Consider the following 20,389-nt stretch of genomic DNA (forward strand, 5'->3'; position numbering starts at 1 on the left):
GCCTGCATGGCAGCGGGCATTCGCCCTTTATCGCGGTGCGGACTCGTCCCATATTCGCCCCATGGCGAAGAAACCTGCATCCTCCGAAAAATCCGGCAAGTCCCCCAAATCCAGAGCACATCGGCCTGACGTGCAGCCGATCGGGCCGGCGCTGGCCGAGCTGCTCAATCCCGCGATCAATCGCGGCGATGCCGGGCTTGGCTCGGGCACCGGCCTGCAGCCGCCGCCGGACAATTCGCGTGACCGCCGCGCCGGGGGCGAGGCTGCGGCGCATCGCGCGCGCGCATCGACGCCGAAGCAGTTTCCGCAGGATATGGCGCGGCCAACATCCCTCCCCCACACGGGGGGAGGGAGCGGTGGTTTCGAGGAGGCGCCGCAGGCCAATTACGGCACGGCGGCCACGATCCCGACGCTCGATCCGGAACTGGCGCGTCAGCTCGGCCTGCCGACGGAAGAGGACGATGCCGAGGCGCTGGCGCGTCCGCCGCGCAGCAAGATGGAAGCGCTCGGCGTCAAGGCGACCGCGGATGCGCTGGAGTCGCTGATCCGCGAGGGCCGGCCTGAGTTCCGCAAAGACGACGGCTCCATGAAGGTGTGGACGCCGCACCGGCCGCCACGCCCGGAAAAATCCGAAGGCGGCGTGCGCTTCGAGATCAAATCGTCCTACGAGCCCAAGGGCGACCAGCCGACCGCGATCGCCGAGCTGGTCGAGGGCATCCAGCGCAACGACCGCAGCCAGGTGCTGCTCGGCGTCACCGGCTCGGGCAAGACCTACACCATGGCAAAGGTGATCGAGGCGACGCAGCGCCCGGCCCTGATCCTGGCGCCGAACAAGACGCTGGCGGCCCAGCTCTATGGCGAGTTCAAGAACTTTTTCCCGGACAACGCGGTCGAGTATTTCGTCTCATATTACGACTATTACCAGCCGGAAGCGTATGTCCCGCGCACGGACACGTACATCGAGAAGGATTCGTCCATCAACGAGCAGATCGACCGCATGCGGCACTCGGCGACGCGCGCGCTGCTCGAGCGCGACGACGTCATCATCGTGGCGTCGGTGTCCTGCATCTACGGTATCGGCTCGGTCGAGACCTACACCGCCATGACCTTTGCGCTGAAGAAAGGTGAACGTATCGACCAGCGCCAGCTCATCGCCGACCTCGTCGCGCTCCAGTACAAACGCACCCAGGCCGATTTCACCCGCGGCACCTTTCGCGTGCGCGGCGATGTGATCGATATTTTCCCGGCGCACTATGAAGACCGCGCCTGGCGCGTGAACCTGTTCGGCGACACCATCGAGGCCATCGAGGAGTTCGATCCGCTCACCGGCCACAAGCAGGACGAGCTCGAATTCATCAAGATGTACGCCAATTCGCACTATGTGACGCCGCGCCCGACGCTGGTGCAGGCGATCAAGTCGATCAAGTTCGAATTGAAGCAGCGGCTCGATCAGCTGAATAATCAGGGTCGCCTGCTGGAAGCGCAGCGTCTGGAGCAACGCACCACCTTCGACCTCGAGATGATGGAGGCGACTGGAAGCTGCGCCGGCATCGAGAACTATTCGCGCTATCTTACCGGACGCCGGCCCGGCGAGCCGCCACCGACGCTGTTCGAATATGTCCCCGACAACGCGCTGATCTTCGCCGACGAAAGCCACGTCACCATCCCGCAGATCGGCGCCATGTTCCGCGGCGACTTCCGCCGCAAGGCGACGCTGGCCGAATACGGCTTCCGCCTGCCCTCCTGCATGGACAACCGCCCGCTGCGGTTCGAGGAATGGGACATGATGCGGCCGCAGACCATCGCGGTGTCGGCGACCCCGGGCAGCTGGGAGCTGAACGAGAGCGGCGGCGTGTTCGTCGAGCAGGTCATTCGCCCCACAGGCCTGATCGATCCGCCCGTCGACATCCGCCCGGCGCGTACCCAGGTGGACGATCTCGTCGGCGAGGTCCGCGCCACCGCGCAGGCGGGCTACCGCTCGCTGATCACCGTGCTGACCAAGCGCATGGCTGAGGACCTCACCGAATATCTGCACGAGCAAGGCATTCGCGTCCGCTACATGCATTCCGACATCGACACCATCGAGCGCATCGAGATCATCAGGGATCTGCGTCTCGGCGCGTTCGACGCGCTGGTCGGCATCAACCTCTTGCGCGAGGGCCTCGACATTCCCGAATGCGCGCTGGTCGCGATTCTGGATGCCGACAAGGAAGGCTTCTTGCGCAGCGAGACCTCGCTGATCCAGACCATCGGCCGCGCCGCACGCAACGTCGATGGCAAGGTCATCCTCTATGCCGACAGCATGACCGGCTCGATGGAGCGCGCCATCGCCGAGACCAACCGCCGCCGCGAGAAGCAGGTCGAGTACAACAAGGCCAACGGCATCACGCCGGAGAGCGTGAAGAAGCAGATCGGCGACATCCTCAACTCCGTCTACGAGCGCGACCACGTGCTGGTCGAGGTCGGCGGCCACGACATGACCGACGACGTCATCTCGATCGGCCACAATTTCGAGGCCGTGCTCGCCGATCTCGAGACGAGGATGCGCGAGGCCGCCGCCGATCTGAACTTCGAGGAAGCCGCCCGGCTGCGCGACGAGGTCAAGCGCCTGCGCGCCACCGAGCTCGCCGTGGTCGACGACCCCACCGCCAAACAGCGCGCCGTGCAGAGCAGGGCCGGCGCCTATGCCGGCGCGAAGAAGTACGGCGACGCCGCCAACCTCCCCGTCAGCGCCATGAAGAACAAGAGCGCCGCAACCGCGCTGAAGGCCGGCGGCGGCAAGGGCTCCCGCGTGCACAAGCCGCATCTCGACGAAATGCACGGCCCGGAATCCCTGCCCTACCGCGCGAGCCCGAACCTGCCGTCAAAGCCGTTCGGAAGCACCAGCCGGATCATCCAGCCGACGGATTCGCGGCAGTCGGGCCCGGAGTTCGGGCCGGCGCCGAAATCGACGGGCGGGGCGCCGGGGCGGCGGGGTGGGTGGAAGAAGAGGTAAGCGGCGGATTCCGGGCTCGCCGCTCCGCGGCGCCCCGGAATGACGAGGAGAGATTTGTGCCCCTCACCCCACGCTCGCCGTCACCACCGCCATCACAGACTGCAGCAGCACAATCGTCACGAGCTGAAGCGAGGCGACCGGCTGGGTACGCCATGCCGTGATCTTGTCGGACAGCGACAACTGCGCCTCGAAGAATTTCGGCTCGTAGACGGTCTTGAAGAGGGCGGGGAAGCTCGGCCCGAGCGTGACTGCAAGCATCGCGTGGACGAGCGAGGCGATGGCGACGAAGATGGCGACGCCGGGGTCGCCGACGAGGTCGTGGTAGCCGCAGAGGGCGCGAATTCGTGCAGCCATCCCATATGTCAACCTGCTCGCCATGAACCGGGCATTGCGCTCGCGCGTCAAAACGTCTGCAACACCCCTGATCTTGCGGCGCGCTAGCGTTGCGGAGCGCCACGGGGCCAAACGAGGACGGGCGTGATGACATTGGAGAAGCTGAATCGCCAACGCGTCGTGCATCTGCTCGACGCCTTCGCGCGCGGCGATATCGAGACGGCGCTGTCCTGCTGCACCGACGATGTCGACTTCCTCACCCACGCGCCGATCGACGTGCTGCCGCACATGGCGCCGCGCCACGGCAAGCAAGAGCTGCGCGAGCTCTGGCAGACGGTCTGGTCGCGCTATTCGGAAATCCGCTACAAGGCACCGCACATCCTCGCCGAGGGCGAGGCGGTCGCGACCTACATGCACACCTATTTCAGGAAGCGCAGCAACGATCGCATCGTGCAGTTCGACATGGCGGTGTTCTACACCTTCCGCGGCGGGCTGGTGGCGCAGATCCGCGAGATCATCGATTCCTACGACCTCGTGCAGCAGGTGCTGGAACGGGAGATCGGCCCGCTGATCGTCGGGACGCGGGTGGACTGATCGTTCTCTCTCCCTGGTGCCGGCCGGAGACCGGAAAATTACGGGGTTCTATTGTAAATCTCACAAAACGCGCTCAATTGTGCTTTGCGAAATTGTGAATTGCGTTTTGACCGAAATCGGCTATTTCGTTCGCATACAAATGGGTTGAGCGCCCCAGGGCACGTTTACGGTGCATGGGGTTGGTTTCCGTTTTTTTCCGCAAGCCAGCGTCAGGACTGCCCAAATGACAGAGCACAGCCTCTGGCGTTTCTCGCGCGCATTGCACCGCGCGATCAACGACCGGCACTTCAGGGATATCGAAGCCCTGCTCGACGAGGACGTCGAATGGGCGCTCTACGGCCCGATCGACATGTTTCCGTTTTTCGGCGCGCGGCAGGGCAAGGATGCCGTGCTCGACGTCATCCGCCAGCTCGCCGACAATTTCCACGTCCGCCGCTTCGACCGCGAGAGCATCATGCTGGGCGCCGATTCCGCCGCCTCGATGCTGCGCTATTCGCTGACGGCCCTGGACTCCAGCAAGCCGATCAGCCTGCGCGTGGCACAGTTCGCCCAGTTCAAGGCGGGCAAGCTCGTCAGCATGCGCGTGCTGATCGACACCTTCGACCTGGTCGAGCAGGCACTCGGCCGCGCCATTCATCTGCCGAAGATGACCAGCGTCGGCTGAAGGGGACGCCAACGGGTCCCGCCTATCGGGACCGATGACCTTGCCTGGCGCGACGTCCTGGCCTCCAGCCCCGCCGGATGCCGTCGCATCAAGAGCTCGTCATCGGGCGCGCACCTTTCGCGCGGCCCGTTGGTTCGCCCCCCAGCGAACCGCCACAATTCCGCAACGATGAATCGGCATTTTCAGCGCGGAATGGCGCATGGTCTTTGCGGACGGCCGATATATAACTATCGCAAAGCATGCGCCGGGGCTCGCGGGCAGGACGATGAAATTCTCGACAGGGTTTGGCTGGACCAGGCTGCCATTGCTGGCGGCCGCATTCATTTTTGGCTCGGCACTGACGGTCTCGGCGCAGATCATTGCGCCGACGCCGGCCGCACCTGACGACGACGCGGCCGAGGCCGCGGAGGCCCCCGACGTCAACGATCCCGACGTGCTCAAGGGCATCGACGTCGACAAGCTCGACTGGAGCCAGCTCGCGGTCGATGCCGGGACCGGCATCGATCCCCTCGCTGCGAAGAGGCGTGCCGAGGCCGCCGCCAAGGAGGGCCTGGACTGGTCGTCCAACCCCAATGCAAATGGCTCGTCGGCGGTGACCGTGAAACAGTCCGTGTTCTCGTTCTGGGATACGCGGGTCGGCGCCGACATGACGGTGACGAGCGAACCCAAGACGATGTCCGAGCTGCTGGCGCAGAAGGCCACCAATGGCGGCAGCTTGCCGCAATCCTCCGGCAGCGCCTGGGCGGCGGCGACTGCGCCCGGCGCGGGCGCGATCTGGGACAAGACCGCGGTGGAAGCCCGGGTCGATCCCGGCGCCGAGCACAGCAAGATCGGGGCGTCACTGTCCAAATCGATGCCGCTGTCGGGCGACACCTCGCTGACGCTGCAGAACGGCTACAGCGTCAACCAGCAGGGTACCACCGCAGTCCCCGGCATTGGCGGCCACGTCACGCGCAATTACGAGACCGACCAGACCGCCAAGATCACCCTCACCGACACCGGCACCAGCATCACCGCCGGCCAGACGCTGTCGACCACCGACGACAAATGGCTGCGCAAAGTCGGCGCCGAGCAAAAATTGTTCGACAACATCACCGTCTCCGGCTCGGTTGGCGAGACTTCGCAAGGTGCGCTGAACAAGAGCGTGACGGCGGGTTTCAAGAAGAGCTGGTGAGACCAGCGCTCCACGCTCTCCCCTCATCCACCCCTCATCCTGAGGAGCGCTCCGAAGGAGCGCGTCTCGAAGGATCGAGGCCCCGCCGTTAGAGCTGGGCCTTTCATGGTTCGAGACGCGCTTCGCGCTCCTCACCATGAGGAGATGGAGGCTCCCGCCGATTCACACTCCCCTAACCATGCGCCACGGCAAAACCCCCGAATGGTCCTCCCTTGCCGCATCTCGGCCCCTTTGCGGTCAAAATCGGACGCCCTGATGCGGGCTGCCTCACAGACGTCGTCGTGCGGGGGACACTCGCGCTGCGCTCAACGCGAACAGGGGAACAACGATGAACGCCACTCGCCCGGAAAAGATCGAATCCACCGAGACCGAGACGGTCGATACCAACCTCGCCGCCGTGACCGAGGTCGAAGCCGGCATCCGCGATTTCGTCCGCAACGACATCGCCTATCTGCGCCGTCCGGCATCGAGCACCGCCGACGCGCCGCCGCTCGACCCGAGCGCGGAAGCCACCGTCAACAACGTCAATTCGCTGATCCAGCGCGTCGCCGGCACCTCGCTCGCCGAGATCGAGAACTTGATCTCCGAGCTCGAGAGCCTGCGCGACCTGCTGCATGCCGAAGGCCAGCGCGTCCAGCGCGAGATCTCCGGCTACGCCCAGCTCAGCCAGGCCGCGATGAAGTCGACCCGTATGATCGCCGACAACGTCGCGCAGTGGAAGCGCGCCGCCGACGGTCTCCGCAACAGCTGATCATTCGCACGACGCCATTGGCCGCCGCGTTCCCGAAAGGAGAGCGCGGCGGTTTTGATTTGTGGGTATGATGGGTGGACACTCTCATCAACGAAGGTGTCATCGCCGGCTTGACCGGGCGATCCAGTATCCCAGAGGCGGCAGTGATTGAATCGAGAGGCCGCGGCGTATTGGATGCCCCGGTCACGCCGGGACATGACGGCGATGGATGCGGCAGCGCGAGGCATTGAACCCTCAGCCCCTCCCCCGCGACCAATGCCAAGCACCCGTGCAGGCACCGCCGGACTCAGGGGACATGTCATGGAAAGCATTCGGCCCGACAACACGGACCCGATATCGCTGCGGCCCGCGCCGAATCAGCTCGGCACGATCATGCTGCGCTTTGTCGGATTGCTGGTGGTTGCGATCGCGGTACTGGCGTTCGTCTACAGCCGCTGACACAGGGCCGGGCACGGGCCCGGAAGATCAACGAATTCTTACGGGGCTTCCACGGTCGAGGCTTCCAGCGTGTAGGCGCCATCGGCATAGCCCTTCACCACCATGCCGGCGACCAGCATCACGGCCAGCGTCGCGGTCGCAAAGATGAATCCAACGAATTTAAGTGCGCCGCGGTCAGCCATGGTCCTCGTCCCCTGTCCTCTGCCAATTCGTTTCAAATAGGCAGCGACAGGTTCATAATTAGTTAGCATCTCCCCGGTTCCGCCAAACTGCTTCGCGGTAACCATGTTGCGCAGGCTTATGGCAGCCGCCCGGAATCGCGTCCATAGCGCGAGGGCAACACTCGCGCACTCATTTGCCCGTCCATCTTGGAACTGATCTAGTTCGTCTTTCGCAGCGGCACGAAGGCGCTGGCGGTGATGGAATAGACCTCTTCGCCGCGCTGGTTGGTGCCGGTGGTGCGAGCCGTCAAAATGCCCCAGCCGGGACGCGAGGCGGAGGTGCGCTTGTCGACGACTTCGCTGACGTAAGAGACGGTATCGCCGGCGAGCACCGGCCTGATCCAGCGCAGGTCGCGAAAGCCCGGCGACGGGCCCCACACCGCGACCTCCTCGCCGCGTGCTGCGGCTTCCTGCGCCAGACGCTGGCCGTCGGCGACAACCAGGCTCATGCAGGCCGAGCCGACATGCCAGCCCGAGGCGGCGAGCCCGCCGAACAGCGAGTTCTTGCCTTCCTCCTCGTCGAGGTGAAAGCGCTGCGGATCGAATTTATGGGCGAATGTCTTGATGGACTCCGCCGTGAACGTATAGCTGCCGAGCTCGCGCCGCTGTCCGATCGCGATGTCTTCGAAGAACCGCATCAGACCGCTCCCTCGCGCCGCTTGATCAGGATCGGCGAGGTCATCTCGGCAAGCGCCTGCCCCGCCGCATTGCGCGCGGTGCATTTGAACTTGACGATGCCGAGCTCCGGGCGGCTCTTGGAAGTGCGCGCCTCCACGACATCGACATCGAGCGTGAGATCGTCGCCAGGGCGAAGTGGGGACAGCCAGCGCACCTCATCCACGCCGGGCGAGCCGAGCGAGGCGGCACGGGTGATGAAGCCGTCGGCCATCATCCGCATCATCAGCGAGCAGAGGTGCCAGCCCGAGCCGGACAGGCCGCGCAGCATGCTTCTGGCTGCGGCCTCTTCGTCCATATGCATCGGCTGCGGATCGAACTCGGCGGCAAAGGCCACGATCTCGTCGCGGGTGACATGGCGCGGGCCGAACGTGCCGAACCGGCCGGGCGGGAAGTCTTCGAAGGTCAGGGTCATCTCGGGAAAGCTTTGCGGGAATGACAGATTGTGGCCGCACTTTGCGGCAATCTCAACCCGCCGGCCCGCATGGCTCGTGCTACATAGGCGGTGGCGGCGGTGGTCTTGAGTCGGATCAGCCGAGGGCCAGGATCCATCGACGCGGCCGAATTTGACGTCCCGATTTGCCCTGGGGAGAGCAATGTTTTCATTCAGCGACCTATTCCAATGGGACCGCTTCATCACGCCGACAATCATCAAGACCTTCTATTGGCTGGTGATCGCGCTGATCTGCCTGTTCGGCCTCTCCGGCATCTTCTCAGGCCTCGCTGCGATGGCGATCAGCCCGTTCGGCGGCTTTCTGGTGCTGCTGTCGTCGATCGCGAGCGTCGTGGTCGGCATCGTGTTCTCGCGCATTGTCGCGGAGCTGATCCTGATCGTCTTCCGCATCAACGAGCATCTCGGCGCGATCCGGGATCAGGGCGGCGGGATGCGGTAGCGGCACACATAGGTGCCGTAGGATGGGCAAAGACGCAAAGCGCCGTGCCCACGATCATTCCGCGATATGAGAGAGGTGGTGGGCACGCTTCGCTTTGCCCACCCTGTACCGAGGTCGGTGCTTACGTATTGAACCTGAAATGCATCACGTCGCCGTCGGCGACGACGTATTCCTTGCCTTCGAGGCGGAGCTTGCCGGCATCGCGCGCGCCGGCTTCGCCGCCGAGCGCCACGTAATCTTCATACGCGATCGTCTCGGCGCGAATGAAACCCTTCTCGAAATCGGTGTGGATCACGCCGGCTGCCGCCGGCGCTTTGGTGCCGCGGTGAATGGTCCAGGCGCGCGCTTCCTTCGGGCCAACGGTGAAGTAGGTGATGAGGTCGAGCAGCGTGTAGCCGGCGCGGATCAGGCGATCGAGCCCGGCTTCTTCGAGGCCCAGCGTCTCCAGGAAGTCGGCTCGCTCTTCACGTGAGATCGTCGCGATCTCGGATTCGATCTTGGCGGAGATGACGACGGCGACTGCGCCTTCCTTCGCAGCCTGCTCCTCGACCGCCTTCGAGAAGGCGTTGCCGGTCGCGGCCGAGCCTTCCTCGACGTTACAGACGTAGAGCACGGGCTTCGACGACAAGAGGCCGAGCATGGAGAACGCGCGCTCTTCCTCCGCCTTGCGCTCGACGAGCCGCGCGGGCTTGCCCTCACGCAGCAGCACCAAAGTGCGGTTGACGAGGTCGAGCTGCTCCTTGGCGTCCTTGTCGTTGCCCTTGGCCTTCTTGGTGAGATTGTCGACGCGCTTCTCGAGGCTGTCGAGGTCGGCGAGCATCAGCTCGGTCTCGATGGTCTCGATGTCGGCGAGCGGGGCGATCTTGCCTTCGACATGGGTGATGTCGGAGTCCTCGAAGCAGCGCACGACATGCGCGATGGCGTCGACCTCGCGGATGTTGGCGAGGAACTGGTTGCCGAGGCCTTCGCCCTTGGAGGCGCCGCGCACGAGGCCCGCGATGTCGACGAAGGTCAGCCGCGTCGGAATGATCTGGCCGGACTTGGCGATCGCGGCGAGCTTCTCCAGCCGCGGATCGGGCACGGCGACCTCGCCGACATTCGGCTCGATGGTGCAGAACGGATAGTTTGCGGCCTGCGCCGCGGCCGTCTCGGTCAGCGCATTGAACAAGGTCGACTTGCCGACATTGGGCAATCCGACGATCCCGCATTTGAATCCCACGAGCGTTATTCCTTGCCGTTCTCGTCCTTGGTCAAAAATCCCTTCGCCTGCATGGCCAGATGGACCCTGTTGGCGAAGGTCGCGTCCGTGCCTTTGGCGAGCAGCGCGGCGTGCTCGGCGACCGCCTCGCAGAGCGTCGCCACCCATTCGTTGTCGGCCTTGGCGAAATCCGAGAGCACGTGGCCGTGCACCAGTTCCTTGACACCGGGATGACCGATGCCGAGCCGCACCCGGCGATAGTCGTTGCCGATATGCGCCGAGATCGAGCGCAGGCCGTTGTGACCGGCGATGCCGCCGCCGATCTTCACCCGCACCTTGGCCGGCGGCAGCTCGAGCTCGTCGTGGAACACGGTGACGTCGCCCGGCGCGATCTTGAAGAAGCCCGCCGCCTCCTGAACGCTGCGGCCGGACTCGTTCATGTAGGTCGTGGGCTTGAGCAGGATCACGCGCTCAGGTCCGAGCGTGCCTTCCGAGGTCTCGCCCTGAAAGCGACGGCGCCATGGCGCAAAGCCATGACGCCGCGCGATCTCGTCGACGGCCATGAAGCCGATATTGTGCCGGTTGCGTGCGTATTTCGCGCCGGGATTGCCGAGCCCAACAAAGAGTCGCATGACGCGGCGCGCCCCTCGCTCGGCGCGCGGTCAGGGACCGCGCGCCAGCTTTGAGAGATTACTTCTTCTTGTCGCCGCCGGCGGGAGCCTTGGCAGCCGCCGCCGGAGCAGCAGCACCCGCAGCCGGAGCAGCTGCAGCCGGAGCAGCAGCACCCGCGGCCGGAGCCGCCCCACCCGCCGCAGCCGCAGCAGCAGCCTTCTGCTCTTCGGCGTAGCCGGATGGCGGCACGATGGTGACGAGGGTCGCGTCCTCGCGGGTCAGCGCCTTCACGCCGGCCGGGAGCTTGACGTCCGACAGATGCAGGGAGTGACCGATTTCGAGCGAGCCGACATCGGCCTCGATGTATTGCGGGATGCTCTCGACGCCGCATTCGAGGTCGATCGCGTGGGCAACGATGTTGACGGTGCCGCCGCGCTTCACGCCCGGAGAGGTTTCCGCCTTCACCACGTGCAGGGGAACGCTGATACGGATGGTGGCGCCTTCCCCGAGCCGCATGAAATCGACATGGATCGGGAAGTCCTTCACCGGATCGAGGTGGTAGTCGCGCGGAATGACGCGGTGCTTCTTGCCTTCGAGGTCGATGTCGACCAGCGTGGTCAGGAACCGGCCGGCGAGGATGCGCTGGCGCAGCTCACGATCTTCGATCGAGATGGTCAGCGGGGGCTGGTTGTTGCCATAGATCACTCCGGGCACTCGCCCGGCGCGACGCTCAGCCCGGGCGGCCCCCTTGCCGCTCTTCGGACGTGCGGTCGCCTTCAATTCCTTGACGGTCGTCGCCATGTCGTTAAGTCCTTGTTTTTGCAAAAGTTAATGGGCCGCAAGGCGGCCCATGGCATAGCTCGCAGCAAGCCTCCAGGGGTGCGGGGGCCGCGAACGTGGCGGGCTTTTACCCGGAAGATGCGGAAATGACAAGGAAATGCGGGGACTTTTTGCGGGGACCTGTGAGGCCCGTACCCCGTCTTTCCGGGGCGATGCGGAGCACCGAACCCGGAACCTCGAGATTCCCAGGTGCGCAATTGCGCACCGGGGTTCGCGACTTCGCCGCGCGCCGGAAATGACGCAGAGAGGCGTCACCCGCCCAGCTTGGCCTCCAGCGCGGCAATCCGCGCCTTCAGGGACTCGTTCTCCTCACGCGCCAGGCGCGCCATGTCCTTGACCGCCTCGAATTCCTCGCGCTTGACGAGATCCATGTCGCGCAGGAATTTTTCGGCCTGGCTGCGCATCACCGTGTCGAACTCGCGCTTGACGCCCTGGGCCGCACCGGCGGCGTCGTTCATCAGGCGACCGATCTCGTCGAAAAACCGGTTGCTGGTCTGGGTCATGTCGGTCTCCTCGCGGCCTTGCGATAAACTTTGCGCGAACATTCGAAAAAGACAATGGCAATCCGCAGGGAACGGTTCAAGGGCCGATCAGCGGTATCCTTGTCATGCCCCCGTTTCCTTGCAATCGTATTCAACCTCCCTGCATAAGAAGAATCACGCGGCGTCTGCTGGCGCTCGATCGCCGCAACCTCGTCTAGGCACAGAAGGCGTGATGCCCTTCCTTCTCATCGACTTTCCCTCGTTCAGCCCAATCGCGCTCCAGATCGGGCCGTTTGCGATCCGCTGGTACGCGCTTGGCTATATCTGCGGGATCACGATCGGCTGGCTCTATGCCCGCGCACTGATCAAGAACGACAGGCTGTGGGCCGGCTCATCGCCGATCAGCCTGGTGCAGATCGACGATTTCATCTTGTGGGTGACGCTCGGCATCATCGTCGGTGGCCGCAGCGGTTATGTCCTGTTCTACAATCTGCCCTTCTTCGTCGAGCACCCGGCCGCCATCTTCAAATTGTGGGAAGGCGGCATGTCCTTCCACGGCGGCTTCCTCGGTTGCGTCGTCGCAGTGATGTGGTTCGCCCGGAAGAACGGCATCTCGATCCTGTCGCTCGGCGACATCACCTGCGGCGTTGCGCCGATCGGGATTTTCCTGGTGCGGCTGACGAACTTCATCAACGGCGAATTGTGGGGCCGCGCTGCCGATCCCAGCCTGCCCTGGGCCATGATCTTTCCGACCGGCGGCGACGTGCCGCGCCATCCGAGCCAGCTCTACGAGGCGGGCATGGAGGGGCTGCTGCTGTTCGCCGTGCTCGCCGTGATGATCCGCCGCGGCGCGTTGAAGCGGCCGGGGCTCATCCTCGGCAGCTTCATCCTGATCTACGGCTTGACCCGGATCATCGGCGAGCACTTCCGCGAGCCGGACGCCCAGCTCGGCTACCTCTGGGGCGGATTAACCATGGGCATGCTGTTGTCGATCCCGATGCTTATCGTCGGCCTCATACTTATTGTATTGGCAGTGCGGCGCGGTGCGCCGAAGCCGATCGAGGCCGTTCATTAATTCATTTCGAGAAAGCACGCCGTGACCGACCAGCCGCTCCTCAACGAGATCAAGGCGCTGATCAAATCCTCAGGGCCCATGCCGGTCTGGCGGTACATGGAACTGTGCCTGATGCATCCGCGCTACGGCTATTACGTCTCGCGCGATCCGCTCGGGCGCGAGGGCGATTTCACCACCGCGCCCGAGGTCAGCCAGATGTTCGGCGAGCTCCTGGGCCTGTGGACCGCCTCGGTGTGGAAGCAGATGGGCTCGCCGCAATTCCTGCGGCTGATCGAGCTCGGGCCCGGCCGCGGCACCATGATGGCCGATGCGCTGCGCGCATTGCGCGTGCTGCCGCCGCTCTACCAGGCGCTTCACATCCACTTGGTCGAGGTCAATCCCGTCTTGCGCGAACGGCAGAGCGCGACGCTGGCCAACGTGCGCAACATCGCCTGGCACGACAGCATCGACGAGGTGCCGGAGGGACCTAGCATCATCCTCGCCAACGAATATTTCGACGTGCTGCCGATCCATCAGATGATCCGCCACGAAAACGGCTGGCACGAGCGCGTCATCGAGATCGATCCCAACGGAAGGCTTCAGTTCGGCGCGGCGCCCGAGCCGACGCCACGCTTCGACGTGCTGCTGCCGCCCTTGGTGCGCGCCGCGCCCATAGGGGCCGTATTCGAATGGCGGCCCGACGGCGAAATCATGAAGCTCGCCACGCGCGTGCGCGACCAGGACGGCGCGGCGCTGATCATCGACTACGGCCATCTGCGCAGCGATGCCGGCGACACCTTCCAGGCCATCGCGCGCCACACCTTCGCCGATCCCTTGAAGGCGCCGGGCCAGGCCGACGTCACCGCGCATGTCGACTTCCAGGCGCTGGTGCGCGCGGCCGAGGATGTCGGCGCCCGCGTGCACGGCCCGGTGACGCAAGGCGATTTCCTGAAGCGGATCGGCATCGACACCCGCGCCGCCGCCCTGATGCAGAAGGCGGCGCCGGAGGTGGCTACCGACATTTCGGTGGCACTCAAGCGCCTGACTGATACCGGGCGTGGCGGCATGGGCTCGATGTTCAAGGTGCTCGGCATCTCCGAGCCGCGGCTATCGGGCCTTGCCGGCCTCAGCGATCTCGAACACGCAGGAGAGGCCTCATGACGATTGCTTCCTCGCTGCTGTCAGCCGTGCCCGGCCTGCGCCATGCCTTCTTCACCCGCGAGGGCGGCGTCTCCGGTGGCATTTATTGTGCGCTGAACGGCGGGCTCGGCTCCAACGACGATCAGGCGCTGGTCGCCGAGAACCGCCGCCGCATGGCCGAACATGTCGGCGTCGCGCCCGAACGCTTCCTCAGCCTGCACCAGATCCATTCGCCCGACGTGCTCGTGGCTGACGCGCCGTGGCCGAACGGGCCGCGGCCGAGGGGCGATGCGCTGGTGACGAAGACGCCCGGCATCGCGCTCGGCGTCTCCACCGCCGATTGCGGGCCGGTGCTGTTCGTCGATCCCAATGCACGCGTGATCGGCGGCGCCCATGCCGGCTGGAAGGGCGCGCTGTCAGGCGTGCTGGAAGCAACGATCTCGGCGATGGAGCAACTCGGCGCCACGCGCGGCGGTATCATTGCCGCGATTGGCCCCTTGATCCGGCAGGACAGCTACGAGGTCGGCAACGAGTTCGTCGCGCGCTTCATCGAGGCGGACGCGGACAACGCGGTGTTCTTCATCCCGTCGGTGCGCGAGGGCCACGCGATGTTCGATCTCGCCGGCTTCATCCGCAAGCGGCTGGAAGCCGCCGGCATCCTGATGATCGACGATCTCGGGCTCGACACCTACGCCGACGAACGTTTCTTCAGCTACCGCCGCTCGGTGCATCGCAAGGAGCCGGATTACGGCCGCCACGTTCACGCGATCGCGCTCGAGGGCTGAGGGCCCGTGCTCCCGGACGCGGCGCAGCACGCAAGTGATGCGGCCGCTGAGCCGGGGCCCATGTCTCTGCAATCTCGATTCTCTGCAATCTCGATTCTCTGCAATCTCGATCTCGGCGCCAATCTCGTGTCCCGGCTCAGCGCAGCGGCACTACGCGCCGCAGCGCGTCCGGGACACGAGAAGCTTCCATGTGACGCAAACCAGGGTGGCAATACCCCATTTCCTTCGGCCCCCTTTTGTGTCGCCTCCGCCCTAGACGTTAATGCGTTTTAACGATATCGCTGCCCTCCAATGAGGGAAGCGTCATCTTTTCTGCGCCGCGCGGGTTCGCGCGTGCTGGCGGTCATGCTGCTGGCGTCTGCGACCGCACTTGGCGGCTGCGCCGGTGGCGGCGGCAGTGCCGCCAACTCCTATGCAATGGCGCCGAGCACCGGCTCGGGTGCGACGGTGGCGTTCGAATCGATCGACGGGCCGCCGCCGCAAGTGTTCGACCGCATGGTCGGCGTGCTCGACAGCGAATCCAAGCTACGCAGCCTGTCCGTCGTCTCCCGCGAGGGCACGGCCGCCTACCGCGTGCGCAGCTACCTCTCCGCCCAGGTCGTCCGCGGCAGGACCGTGATCGCCTGGGTCTGGGACGTCTATGACGCCAATCAGCAACGGGCACTGCGCCTGTCCGGCGAGGAACCGACCTCGGCCAAGGGTGGTCGCGACGCGACACGTGATGCTTGGGCGGCCGCCGACGACCTGGTACTGCGGAAGATCGCCCAGGCCGGATTCAGCGGACTTTCCAACATGATCAACGGAACGCCGGATGCACCGGGCGCGGCTCCCGGCCTCCGGGGGCCGGCGGTCGCGAGCGTGATCCAGCAGCCGCCAGCGTCGGACATGCCGGCCTCGGCCCTCGGCTATGCCGATGACCCCCGCTAAACCACGGGCTCAAGTCACGGCCAAGCCGTTGGCCCGACTCGGGATTTTCGCAGGGAAAACTGTAGCATCCCGGGTTGCCATTCGAGCCCCCGGCCTGATATTTCCTCGCCCGTCGTAACCGTGCTGCCTGTGGGTATTTTCTGATGTTGAACGTCGTATCCAGCAAAGCGCGGGAGGAAACGTCCATGTCGGCCAAAAACGGCTCCATCAAGCTCGTCGCCGGCAACTCCAACCCGGCTCTCGCCCAGGCGATCGCGCAAGGCCTGGACATGCCGCTGACCAAGGCGGTGGTGCGGCGCTTCGCCGACATGGAGATCTTTGTCGAGGTTCAGGAGAACATCCGCGGCTCGGACGCCTTCATCATCCAGTCGACGTCGTTCCCGGCGAACGACAATCTGATGGAGCTGCTGATCATCACCGACGCGCTGCGCCGCTCCTCGGCGCGCCGCATCACCGCGGTGATCCCTTATTTCGGCTATGCCAGGCAGGACCGCCGTTCCGGCTCGCGCACGCCGATCTCGGCCAAGCTCGTGGCCAATCTGATCACCCATGCCGGTGTCGACCGCGTCATGACGCTCGACCTGCATGCCGGCCAGATCCAGGGCTTCTTCGATATCCCGACCGACAATTTGTTCGCCGCCCCCCTGATGGTGCGCGACATCCGCGAACGTTTCGACCTCGGCAAGGTGATGGTGGTCTCGCCCGACGTCGGCGGCGTGGCCCGCGCCCGTGGCCTTGCCAAGCGCATCAACACCCCGCTCGCGATCGTCGACAAGCGCCGCGAGCGTCCGGGCGAATCCGAAGTCATGAACGTGATCGGCGATGTCTCCGGCTACAGCTGCATCCTGGTCGACGACATCGTCGATTCCGGCGGCACGCTGGTGAACGCGGCCGACGCGCTGATCGCGAAGGGTGCCAAGGACGTCTACGCCTACATCACCCATGGCGTTCTCTCCGGCGGCGCGGCCGCGCGCATCTCCGGCTCGAAGCTGAAGGAGCTGGTGATCACCGATTCGATCCTGCCGACCGAGGCGGTGACCAAGGCGCCGAACATCCGCACCCTGCCGATCGCCAGCCTGATCTCGGATGCGATCGCGCGCACCGCTGCGGAAGAGTCGGTGTCGAGCCTGTTCGACTGATTTTTCGCCCCCTCCCGCTTGCCGAGAGAGGCGAGATTACCCCGCCACCCAGGTTAGCCTGCTCACCAGATTGCCTGCGCCTTCCGCGCCCGCCCCACAGCTCTCCAGCGGCTCGGTGGCGCTGTTCCGCGACGACAATTGGAGCAGCCAGCGCTTCGACCTCAGCACCGGCGATTTCGTGCCGAACCAGCGTCAGCGGCTCCAATCATTCACGTTCGACCAGGCCACCTTCGTCGCGTTCAACCTGCCGGTCGGCACTGTGATGTCGTTGATGGATAACGTGACGTCGGTCCCTGCCGGCAAGACTGTGGCGGACCTCAGCGGCTGCGGCCGCTGCGTCGATCTGGTCGGCACCGGCAAGACCGAGGCTGTCGACCTGCGCGCCGTCAACATGAACGATTGCGTCTCGTCGTTCTTCTGGCCGGAGGTCGACCTCAATCTCGGCGCCATCGAGCTGTTCGACGACGCCGGCAGCTTCGCCAGCAGCACCACGGTGAACATCGATTCAACACCGCTGAGCAATACCAAGGCGGCGTGATCCCATGACAAGTCGGTCGGCCTCCATGGCCGACCGATTTGCTTGTATCTGCACCCTGGTCATTCCAGGGCGCGGCAACAGAGCCCCCGGACTCTCGAGAGTCCGGGTCTCGCTGCAAGAACGCTGACGGCTCTTCGACTTATCCCACGATCCCCGCCGCGACCTGGCCGCGCAGGCGCTCCAGGCCGTGCAACGTCTCGGCGCAGGCTGCCGCGACCTCGACGCCCTTGATCGCAAAATGCTTGCGGAAGAAGTCGTAGTGCACCTCGGTCTCGTGGAATTGCTGCGGCGTCAGCACCGCCGAGAACACCGGCACCTCGGTGCGGAGCTGCACATCCATCAGCGCCTTGATCACGGTGTCCGCGACGAATTCGTGGCGATAGATGCCGCCGTCGACGACGAGACCGGCGGCGACGATCGCGGTGTAGCGCCGCGTCTTGGCGAGGACCTGGGCGTGCAGCGGAATCTCGAACGAGCCCGGCACCTCGAACACGTCGACATGTGTGAGGTGCCGCGCCTCCGCCTCCTTCAGGAAGGCGATGCGGGCCTCCGCGACCACATCGCGGTGCCAGCAGGCCTGCACGAAGGCCACCCGCTGCGGCTTTGCGAAGCGCGGATGCTCCGGCACCGGGTCCTGCGGAACCGGCGGTCGAGTGGGCTGGGACGTTTCGGTTTGGGGATCTTGCAACATCTGATTCATGGCTTTCCTCGGTTTAAGGACCAGAATCAGGGCACACGGAACGACAAACAGCCGCATCTTGCGATGCGTCTGCCACCGACCGTTCTCTTTCATCCGGACTTTGACCGTCGGCTTCGGAGTTGCACCGAATCTGCTGACCCTTCCCTTCGGGATGACCCTCACGGAAGGCGCTCGCGGGCTTGGGCCTTTCGGCCCTTACCGCCGGTGGGGACTTTCACCCCGCCCTGAGAACATCGGCCGCCCGGGATTGAGCGACCTGGCTGGAACTATGCCGCCGGTCGGGGGCAGCAAGCAAGCGTGTTCCGCAGCCCAAAACCGCATGGTCCCATGCTGCAGGGGCGGTGCGCCCCCTCGCACAGCGGAATTAGCGACTGGGGGTTTTCGGGAATCCGATTCCGATTTGTTCTCATTCGTTAACAATTGTGGCCGAGATCAGCTGTGGACGAACGAGTCCTGGCTTGTGGACGGACTCGGGACCCAGTTGCGCAGATTCCGCAAATCACATCAGTTGATCCGCGACAGGCCGCGCCGATCGGAAGGAGATTGCGAAAGCGACTCCCGAGATCGACGACGTTAGGGGAGCGCGCGCCGGACCCAACCGCGTGCGTATCAAAGACAACAAGAAGGCAAGAGGTCGAGACGGCATGTCCCTGCTCGAAGGCACTACCGATTCCAGAAGCCATCCGCTCGCGGTGGTCGAGGATATCGCTGCCAGCAACAACTGGCCGTTCGAACGCTCTGGCGAAGACGAACTCACGATTGTCTCGAAGGGACAATGGACCGATTACCAGCTCTCCTTCACCTGGATGGCCGAGATCGAGGCGCTGCATCTGGCGTGTGCCTTCGACATGAAAATTCCGCTGCCGCGGCGAAGCGAGGTGCAGCGGCTCGTCGCCGCCGTGAACGAGCAGCTGTGGGTCGGCCATTTCGATTTGTGGACCAACACCGGCTTGATCATGCACCGCCAGGCTCTGGTGCTGCCGGGCGGCCTCACCGCCTCGACCGCGCAATGCGAGGCCATGCTCGCCGGCGCCATTCACGCCTGCGAGCGCTACTTCCCGGCGTTCCAGTTCGTGGTGTGGGCCGGCAAGACCACCGCGGAGGCCATGGACGCGGCGATGTTCGACACGGTGGGCGAGGCGTAGGGGTCTTGAGGGAGCCGCCGCCCCCTCCCCGCGTCGTCCCGGACAAGCGCGCCTAAAGCGCGCGCAGATCCGGAGTCCATACCGCGTGATGTCCCTTGTGGCACGCGGCTTGTTGCCAACACCTCCATCCACTAGAACCAGTCGTGGTTATGGGTCCCGGCCCCCCGCGCGCAATTGCGCGCTAGGCCGGGACGACACCGAGCTTGTGGTGATCACCGATGGCAAACAACACCCTCCAAAACATCACCGGCACCATCCTGCTCGCCGGCGCCGGCAAGATGGGCGGCGCGATGCTGACGGGATGGCTCGCGGGCGGACTCGATCCGCGCCGCGTTGCGGTGATCGATCCGCACGTTGCGCCCGAGATCTCCGCGCTGGCCGCCAAGGGCGTCGTGCTCAATCCTGACGCGGCGACCGCGGGCGCGATCGACACGCTGGTCGTCGCGGTGAAGCCGCAGATGTTCCGCGAGGCCGGCGCCAAGCTGAAGCCGTTCGTCTCGGACAAGACCTCGGTGGTCTCGATCATGGCGGGCACCACGATCGCCTCGCTTGAAGAGGTCTGCGGCGGCGCCGTGGTGCGCGCGATGCCGAACACGCCGGCCGCGATCGGCCGCGGCATCACCGTTGCCGTCGCGGCGAAGAACGTCAGCCCCGCGCAGCGCGCGGTGGCTGATGCGCTGCTGCGCGCCACCGGCTCGGTGGAATGGGTCGAGGATGAAGGATTGATGGACGCGGTGACGGCCGTCTCCGGCTCGGGACCGGCCTATGTCTTCCTGCTCGCCGAGGAGCTGGCGCGGGCCGGCGTCGAAGCGGGCTTGCCCGAGGCGCTGGCGACGAAGCTCGCCCGCGAAACCGTCACCGGCTCCGGCGAGCTGCTGCACCGCTCAGAGCTGCCCGCCAGCACGCTGCGCCAGAACGTCACCTCGCCCGGCGGCACCACGGCCGCGGCGCTCGGCGTGCTGATGGGCGAACCGGGGTTGCGCGATCTGATGATCCGCGCCATCGCGGCGGCGACGAAGCGGTCGAAGGAATTGGCCAAATAGAATAAGACGGGCAAAGCGAAAGCGTGCCCACCATTTCGATCGAGATTC

24 protein-coding genes and 1 riboswitch are annotated in these 20,389 nt (G+C 65.1%); of the genes, 15 read left to right on the plus strand and 9 right to left on the minus strand.

Annotated elements, in window-relative coordinates:
• Nucleotides 1–61 precede the first annotated feature (61 nt).
• Nucleotides 62–2,995 carry an excinuclease ABC subunit UvrB gene (uvrB, locus tag P6U28_RS27320; RefSeq protein WP_129142554.1) on the plus strand — a complete coding sequence of 978 codons (2,934 nt, stop codon included), beginning with the start codon at nt 62–64 and terminating at the stop codon, nt 2,993–2,995.
• Nucleotides 2,996–3,058: 63 nt separating this feature from the next.
• Here uvrB and P6U28_RS27325 read toward each other — a convergent pair whose 3' ends face one another.
• Nucleotides 3,059–3,349, minus strand: coding sequence for a hypothetical protein (locus P6U28_RS27325; protein ID WP_245163174.1), 291 nt, complete (start codon nt 3,347–3,349; stop codon nt 3,059–3,061).
• A gap of 126 nt (nt 3,350–3,475) precedes the next feature.
• Between P6U28_RS27325 and P6U28_RS27330 the strand changes: the two genes are divergently transcribed.
• The 5 genes from P6U28_RS27330 (at nt 3,476) to P6U28_RS27350 (ending at nt 6,949) form a co-directional block, all read left to right on the plus strand.
• On the plus strand, nt 3,476–3,922 hold the full coding sequence (locus tag P6U28_RS27330) for a nuclear transport factor 2 family protein (protein ID WP_122401018.1): 447 nt from the start codon (nt 3,476–3,478) through the stop codon (nt 3,920–3,922).
• Nucleotides 3,923–4,145: 223 nt separating this feature from the next.
• Nucleotides 4,146–4,586, plus strand: a complete 441-nt coding sequence (locus tag P6U28_RS27335; protein WP_122401017.1) for a nuclear transport factor 2 family protein — start codon at nt 4,146–4,148, stop codon at nt 4,584–4,586.
• Between the two features lie 265 nt (nt 4,587–4,851).
• On the plus strand, nt 4,852–5,760 hold the full coding sequence (locus P6U28_RS27340; protein WP_407123121.1) for a hypothetical protein: 909 nt from the start codon (nt 4,852–4,854) through the stop codon (nt 5,758–5,760).
• 328 nt (nt 5,761–6,088) lie between these two features.
• Nucleotides 6,089–6,511 carry a hypothetical protein gene (locus P6U28_RS27345; RefSeq protein WP_122401016.1) on the plus strand — a complete coding sequence of 141 codons (423 nt, stop codon included), beginning with the start codon at nt 6,089–6,091 and terminating at the stop codon, nt 6,509–6,511.
• A gap of 300 nt (nt 6,512–6,811) precedes the next feature.
• Nucleotides 6,812–6,949 carry a hypothetical protein gene (locus tag P6U28_RS27350; RefSeq protein ID WP_164936752.1) on the plus strand — a complete coding sequence of 46 codons (138 nt, stop codon included), beginning with the start codon at nt 6,812–6,814 and terminating at the stop codon, nt 6,947–6,949.
• Nucleotides 6,950–6,987: 38 nt separating this feature from the next.
• Here the strand turns inward: P6U28_RS27350 and P6U28_RS27355 are convergent, their stop codons facing one another.
• The 3 genes from P6U28_RS27355 to P6U28_RS27365 all read right to left on the minus strand — a co-directional run bounded on the left by P6U28_RS27355 (nt 6,988) and on the right by P6U28_RS27365 (nt 8,260).
• Nucleotides 6,988–7,131, minus strand: coding sequence for a hypothetical protein (locus P6U28_RS27355; protein ID WP_164936753.1), 144 nt, complete (start codon nt 7,129–7,131; stop codon nt 6,988–6,990).
• A 197-nt stretch (nt 7,132–7,328) separates the two neighbouring features.
• Complete coding sequence (locus tag P6U28_RS27360; RefSeq protein ID WP_122401015.1) at nt 7,329–7,808, minus strand: MaoC family dehydratase; 480 nt, start codon at nt 7,806–7,808, stop codon at nt 7,329–7,331.
• Nucleotides 7,808–8,260, minus strand: coding sequence for a MaoC family dehydratase (locus P6U28_RS27365; RefSeq protein WP_122401014.1), 453 nt, complete (start codon nt 8,258–8,260; stop codon nt 7,808–7,810). Before P6U28_RS27365 ends, P6U28_RS27360 begins: the two co-directional genes overlap by 1 nt.
• 181 nt (nt 8,261–8,441) lie before the next feature.
• Between P6U28_RS27365 and P6U28_RS27370 the strand changes: the two genes are divergently transcribed.
• Nucleotides 8,442–8,738, plus strand: a complete 297-nt coding sequence (locus P6U28_RS27370; protein WP_018648333.1) for a DUF4282 domain-containing protein — start codon at nt 8,442–8,444, stop codon at nt 8,736–8,738.
• Between the two features lie 121 nt (nt 8,739–8,859).
• Here the strand turns inward: P6U28_RS27370 and ychF are convergent, their stop codons facing one another.
• The 4 genes from ychF to P6U28_RS27390 all read right to left on the minus strand — a co-directional run bounded on the left by ychF (nt 8,860) and on the right by P6U28_RS27390 (nt 11,891).
• A complete protein-coding gene (gene ychF / locus P6U28_RS27375; protein ID WP_027575780.1) occupies nt 8,860–9,957 on the minus strand; it encodes a redox-regulated ATPase YchF in 1,098 nt (365 codons plus the stop codon).
• 5 nt (nt 9,958–9,962) lie between these two features.
• Entirely contained in the window at nt 9,963–10,568 is a 606-nt protein-coding gene (gene pth / locus P6U28_RS27380) for an aminoacyl-tRNA hydrolase (protein ID WP_129142556.1), read from the minus strand.
• A gap of 58 nt (nt 10,569–10,626) precedes the next feature.
• Nucleotides 10,627–11,349 (minus strand): 50S ribosomal protein L25/general stress protein Ctc, encoded by a 723-nt coding sequence (locus P6U28_RS27385; protein WP_122401011.1) that lies wholly within the window; start codon nt 11,347–11,349, stop codon nt 10,627–10,629.
• 290 nt (nt 11,350–11,639) lie between these two features.
• Entirely contained in the window at nt 11,640–11,891 is a 252-nt protein-coding gene (locus tag P6U28_RS27390) for an accessory factor UbiK family protein (RefSeq protein WP_122406390.1), read from the minus strand.
• Between the two features lie 211 nt (nt 11,892–12,102).
• Between P6U28_RS27390 and lgt the strand changes: the two genes are divergently transcribed.
• The 6 genes from lgt to P6U28_RS27420 all read left to right on the plus strand — a co-directional run bounded on the left by lgt (nt 12,103) and on the right by P6U28_RS27420 (nt 17,453).
• Entirely contained in the window at nt 12,103–12,945 is an 843-nt protein-coding gene (lgt, locus tag P6U28_RS27395) for a prolipoprotein diacylglyceryl transferase (RefSeq protein ID WP_407120267.1), read from the plus strand.
• Between the two features lie 21 nt (nt 12,946–12,966).
• Nucleotides 12,967–14,085, plus strand: coding sequence for a class I SAM-dependent methyltransferase (locus tag P6U28_RS27400; RefSeq protein WP_129142557.1), 1,119 nt, complete (start codon nt 12,967–12,969; stop codon nt 14,083–14,085).
• Entirely contained in the window at nt 14,082–14,849 is a 768-nt protein-coding gene (gene pgeF, locus P6U28_RS27405) for a peptidoglycan editing factor PgeF (RefSeq protein ID WP_122401008.1), read from the plus strand. The genes P6U28_RS27400 and pgeF overlap by 4 nt, the downstream gene beginning before the upstream one ends.
• A gap of 291 nt (nt 14,850–15,140) precedes the next feature.
• Nucleotides 15,141–15,776 (plus strand): hypothetical protein, encoded by a 636-nt coding sequence (locus P6U28_RS27410; protein WP_129142558.1) that lies wholly within the window; start codon nt 15,141–15,143, stop codon nt 15,774–15,776.
• A gap of 185 nt (nt 15,777–15,961) precedes the next feature.
• A complete protein-coding gene (locus tag P6U28_RS27415; protein WP_162500124.1) occupies nt 15,962–16,915 on the plus strand; it encodes a ribose-phosphate pyrophosphokinase in 954 nt (317 codons plus the stop codon).
• Between the two features lie 70 nt (nt 16,916–16,985).
• Nucleotides 16,986–17,453: a hypothetical protein gene (locus P6U28_RS27420; RefSeq protein ID WP_209295932.1), complete on the plus strand. Its 468-nt coding sequence runs from the start codon at nt 16,986–16,988 to the stop codon at nt 17,451–17,453.
• Between the two features lie 139 nt (nt 17,454–17,592).
• Here P6U28_RS27420 and P6U28_RS27425 read toward each other — a convergent pair whose 3' ends face one another.
• Nucleotides 17,593–18,153: a 6,7-dimethyl-8-ribityllumazine synthase gene (locus P6U28_RS27425; protein WP_122406389.1), complete on the minus strand. Its 561-nt coding sequence runs from the start codon at nt 18,151–18,153 to the stop codon at nt 17,593–17,595.
• 77 nt (nt 18,154–18,230) lie between these two features.
• Nucleotides 18,231–18,389, minus strand: a riboswitch (FMN riboswitch).
• Nucleotides 18,390–18,797: 408 nt separating this feature from the next.
• Between P6U28_RS27425 and P6U28_RS27430 the strand changes: the two genes are divergently transcribed.
• Nucleotides 18,798–19,298 (plus strand): YbjN domain-containing protein, encoded by a 501-nt coding sequence (locus P6U28_RS27430; RefSeq protein WP_129142560.1) that lies wholly within the window; start codon nt 18,798–18,800, stop codon nt 19,296–19,298.
• A 218-nt stretch (nt 19,299–19,516) separates the two neighbouring features.
• Nucleotides 19,517–20,341: a pyrroline-5-carboxylate reductase gene (gene proC / locus P6U28_RS27435; RefSeq protein ID WP_129142561.1), complete on the plus strand. Its 825-nt coding sequence runs from the start codon at nt 19,517–19,519 to the stop codon at nt 20,339–20,341.
• The last annotated feature ends 48 nt before the right edge of the window (nt 20,342–20,389 follow it).

This window comes from Bradyrhizobium sp. STM 3561 (assembly GCF_045571455.1).
Classification (GTDB): domain Bacteria; phylum Pseudomonadota; class Alphaproteobacteria; order Rhizobiales; family Xanthobacteraceae; genus Bradyrhizobium; species Bradyrhizobium vignae.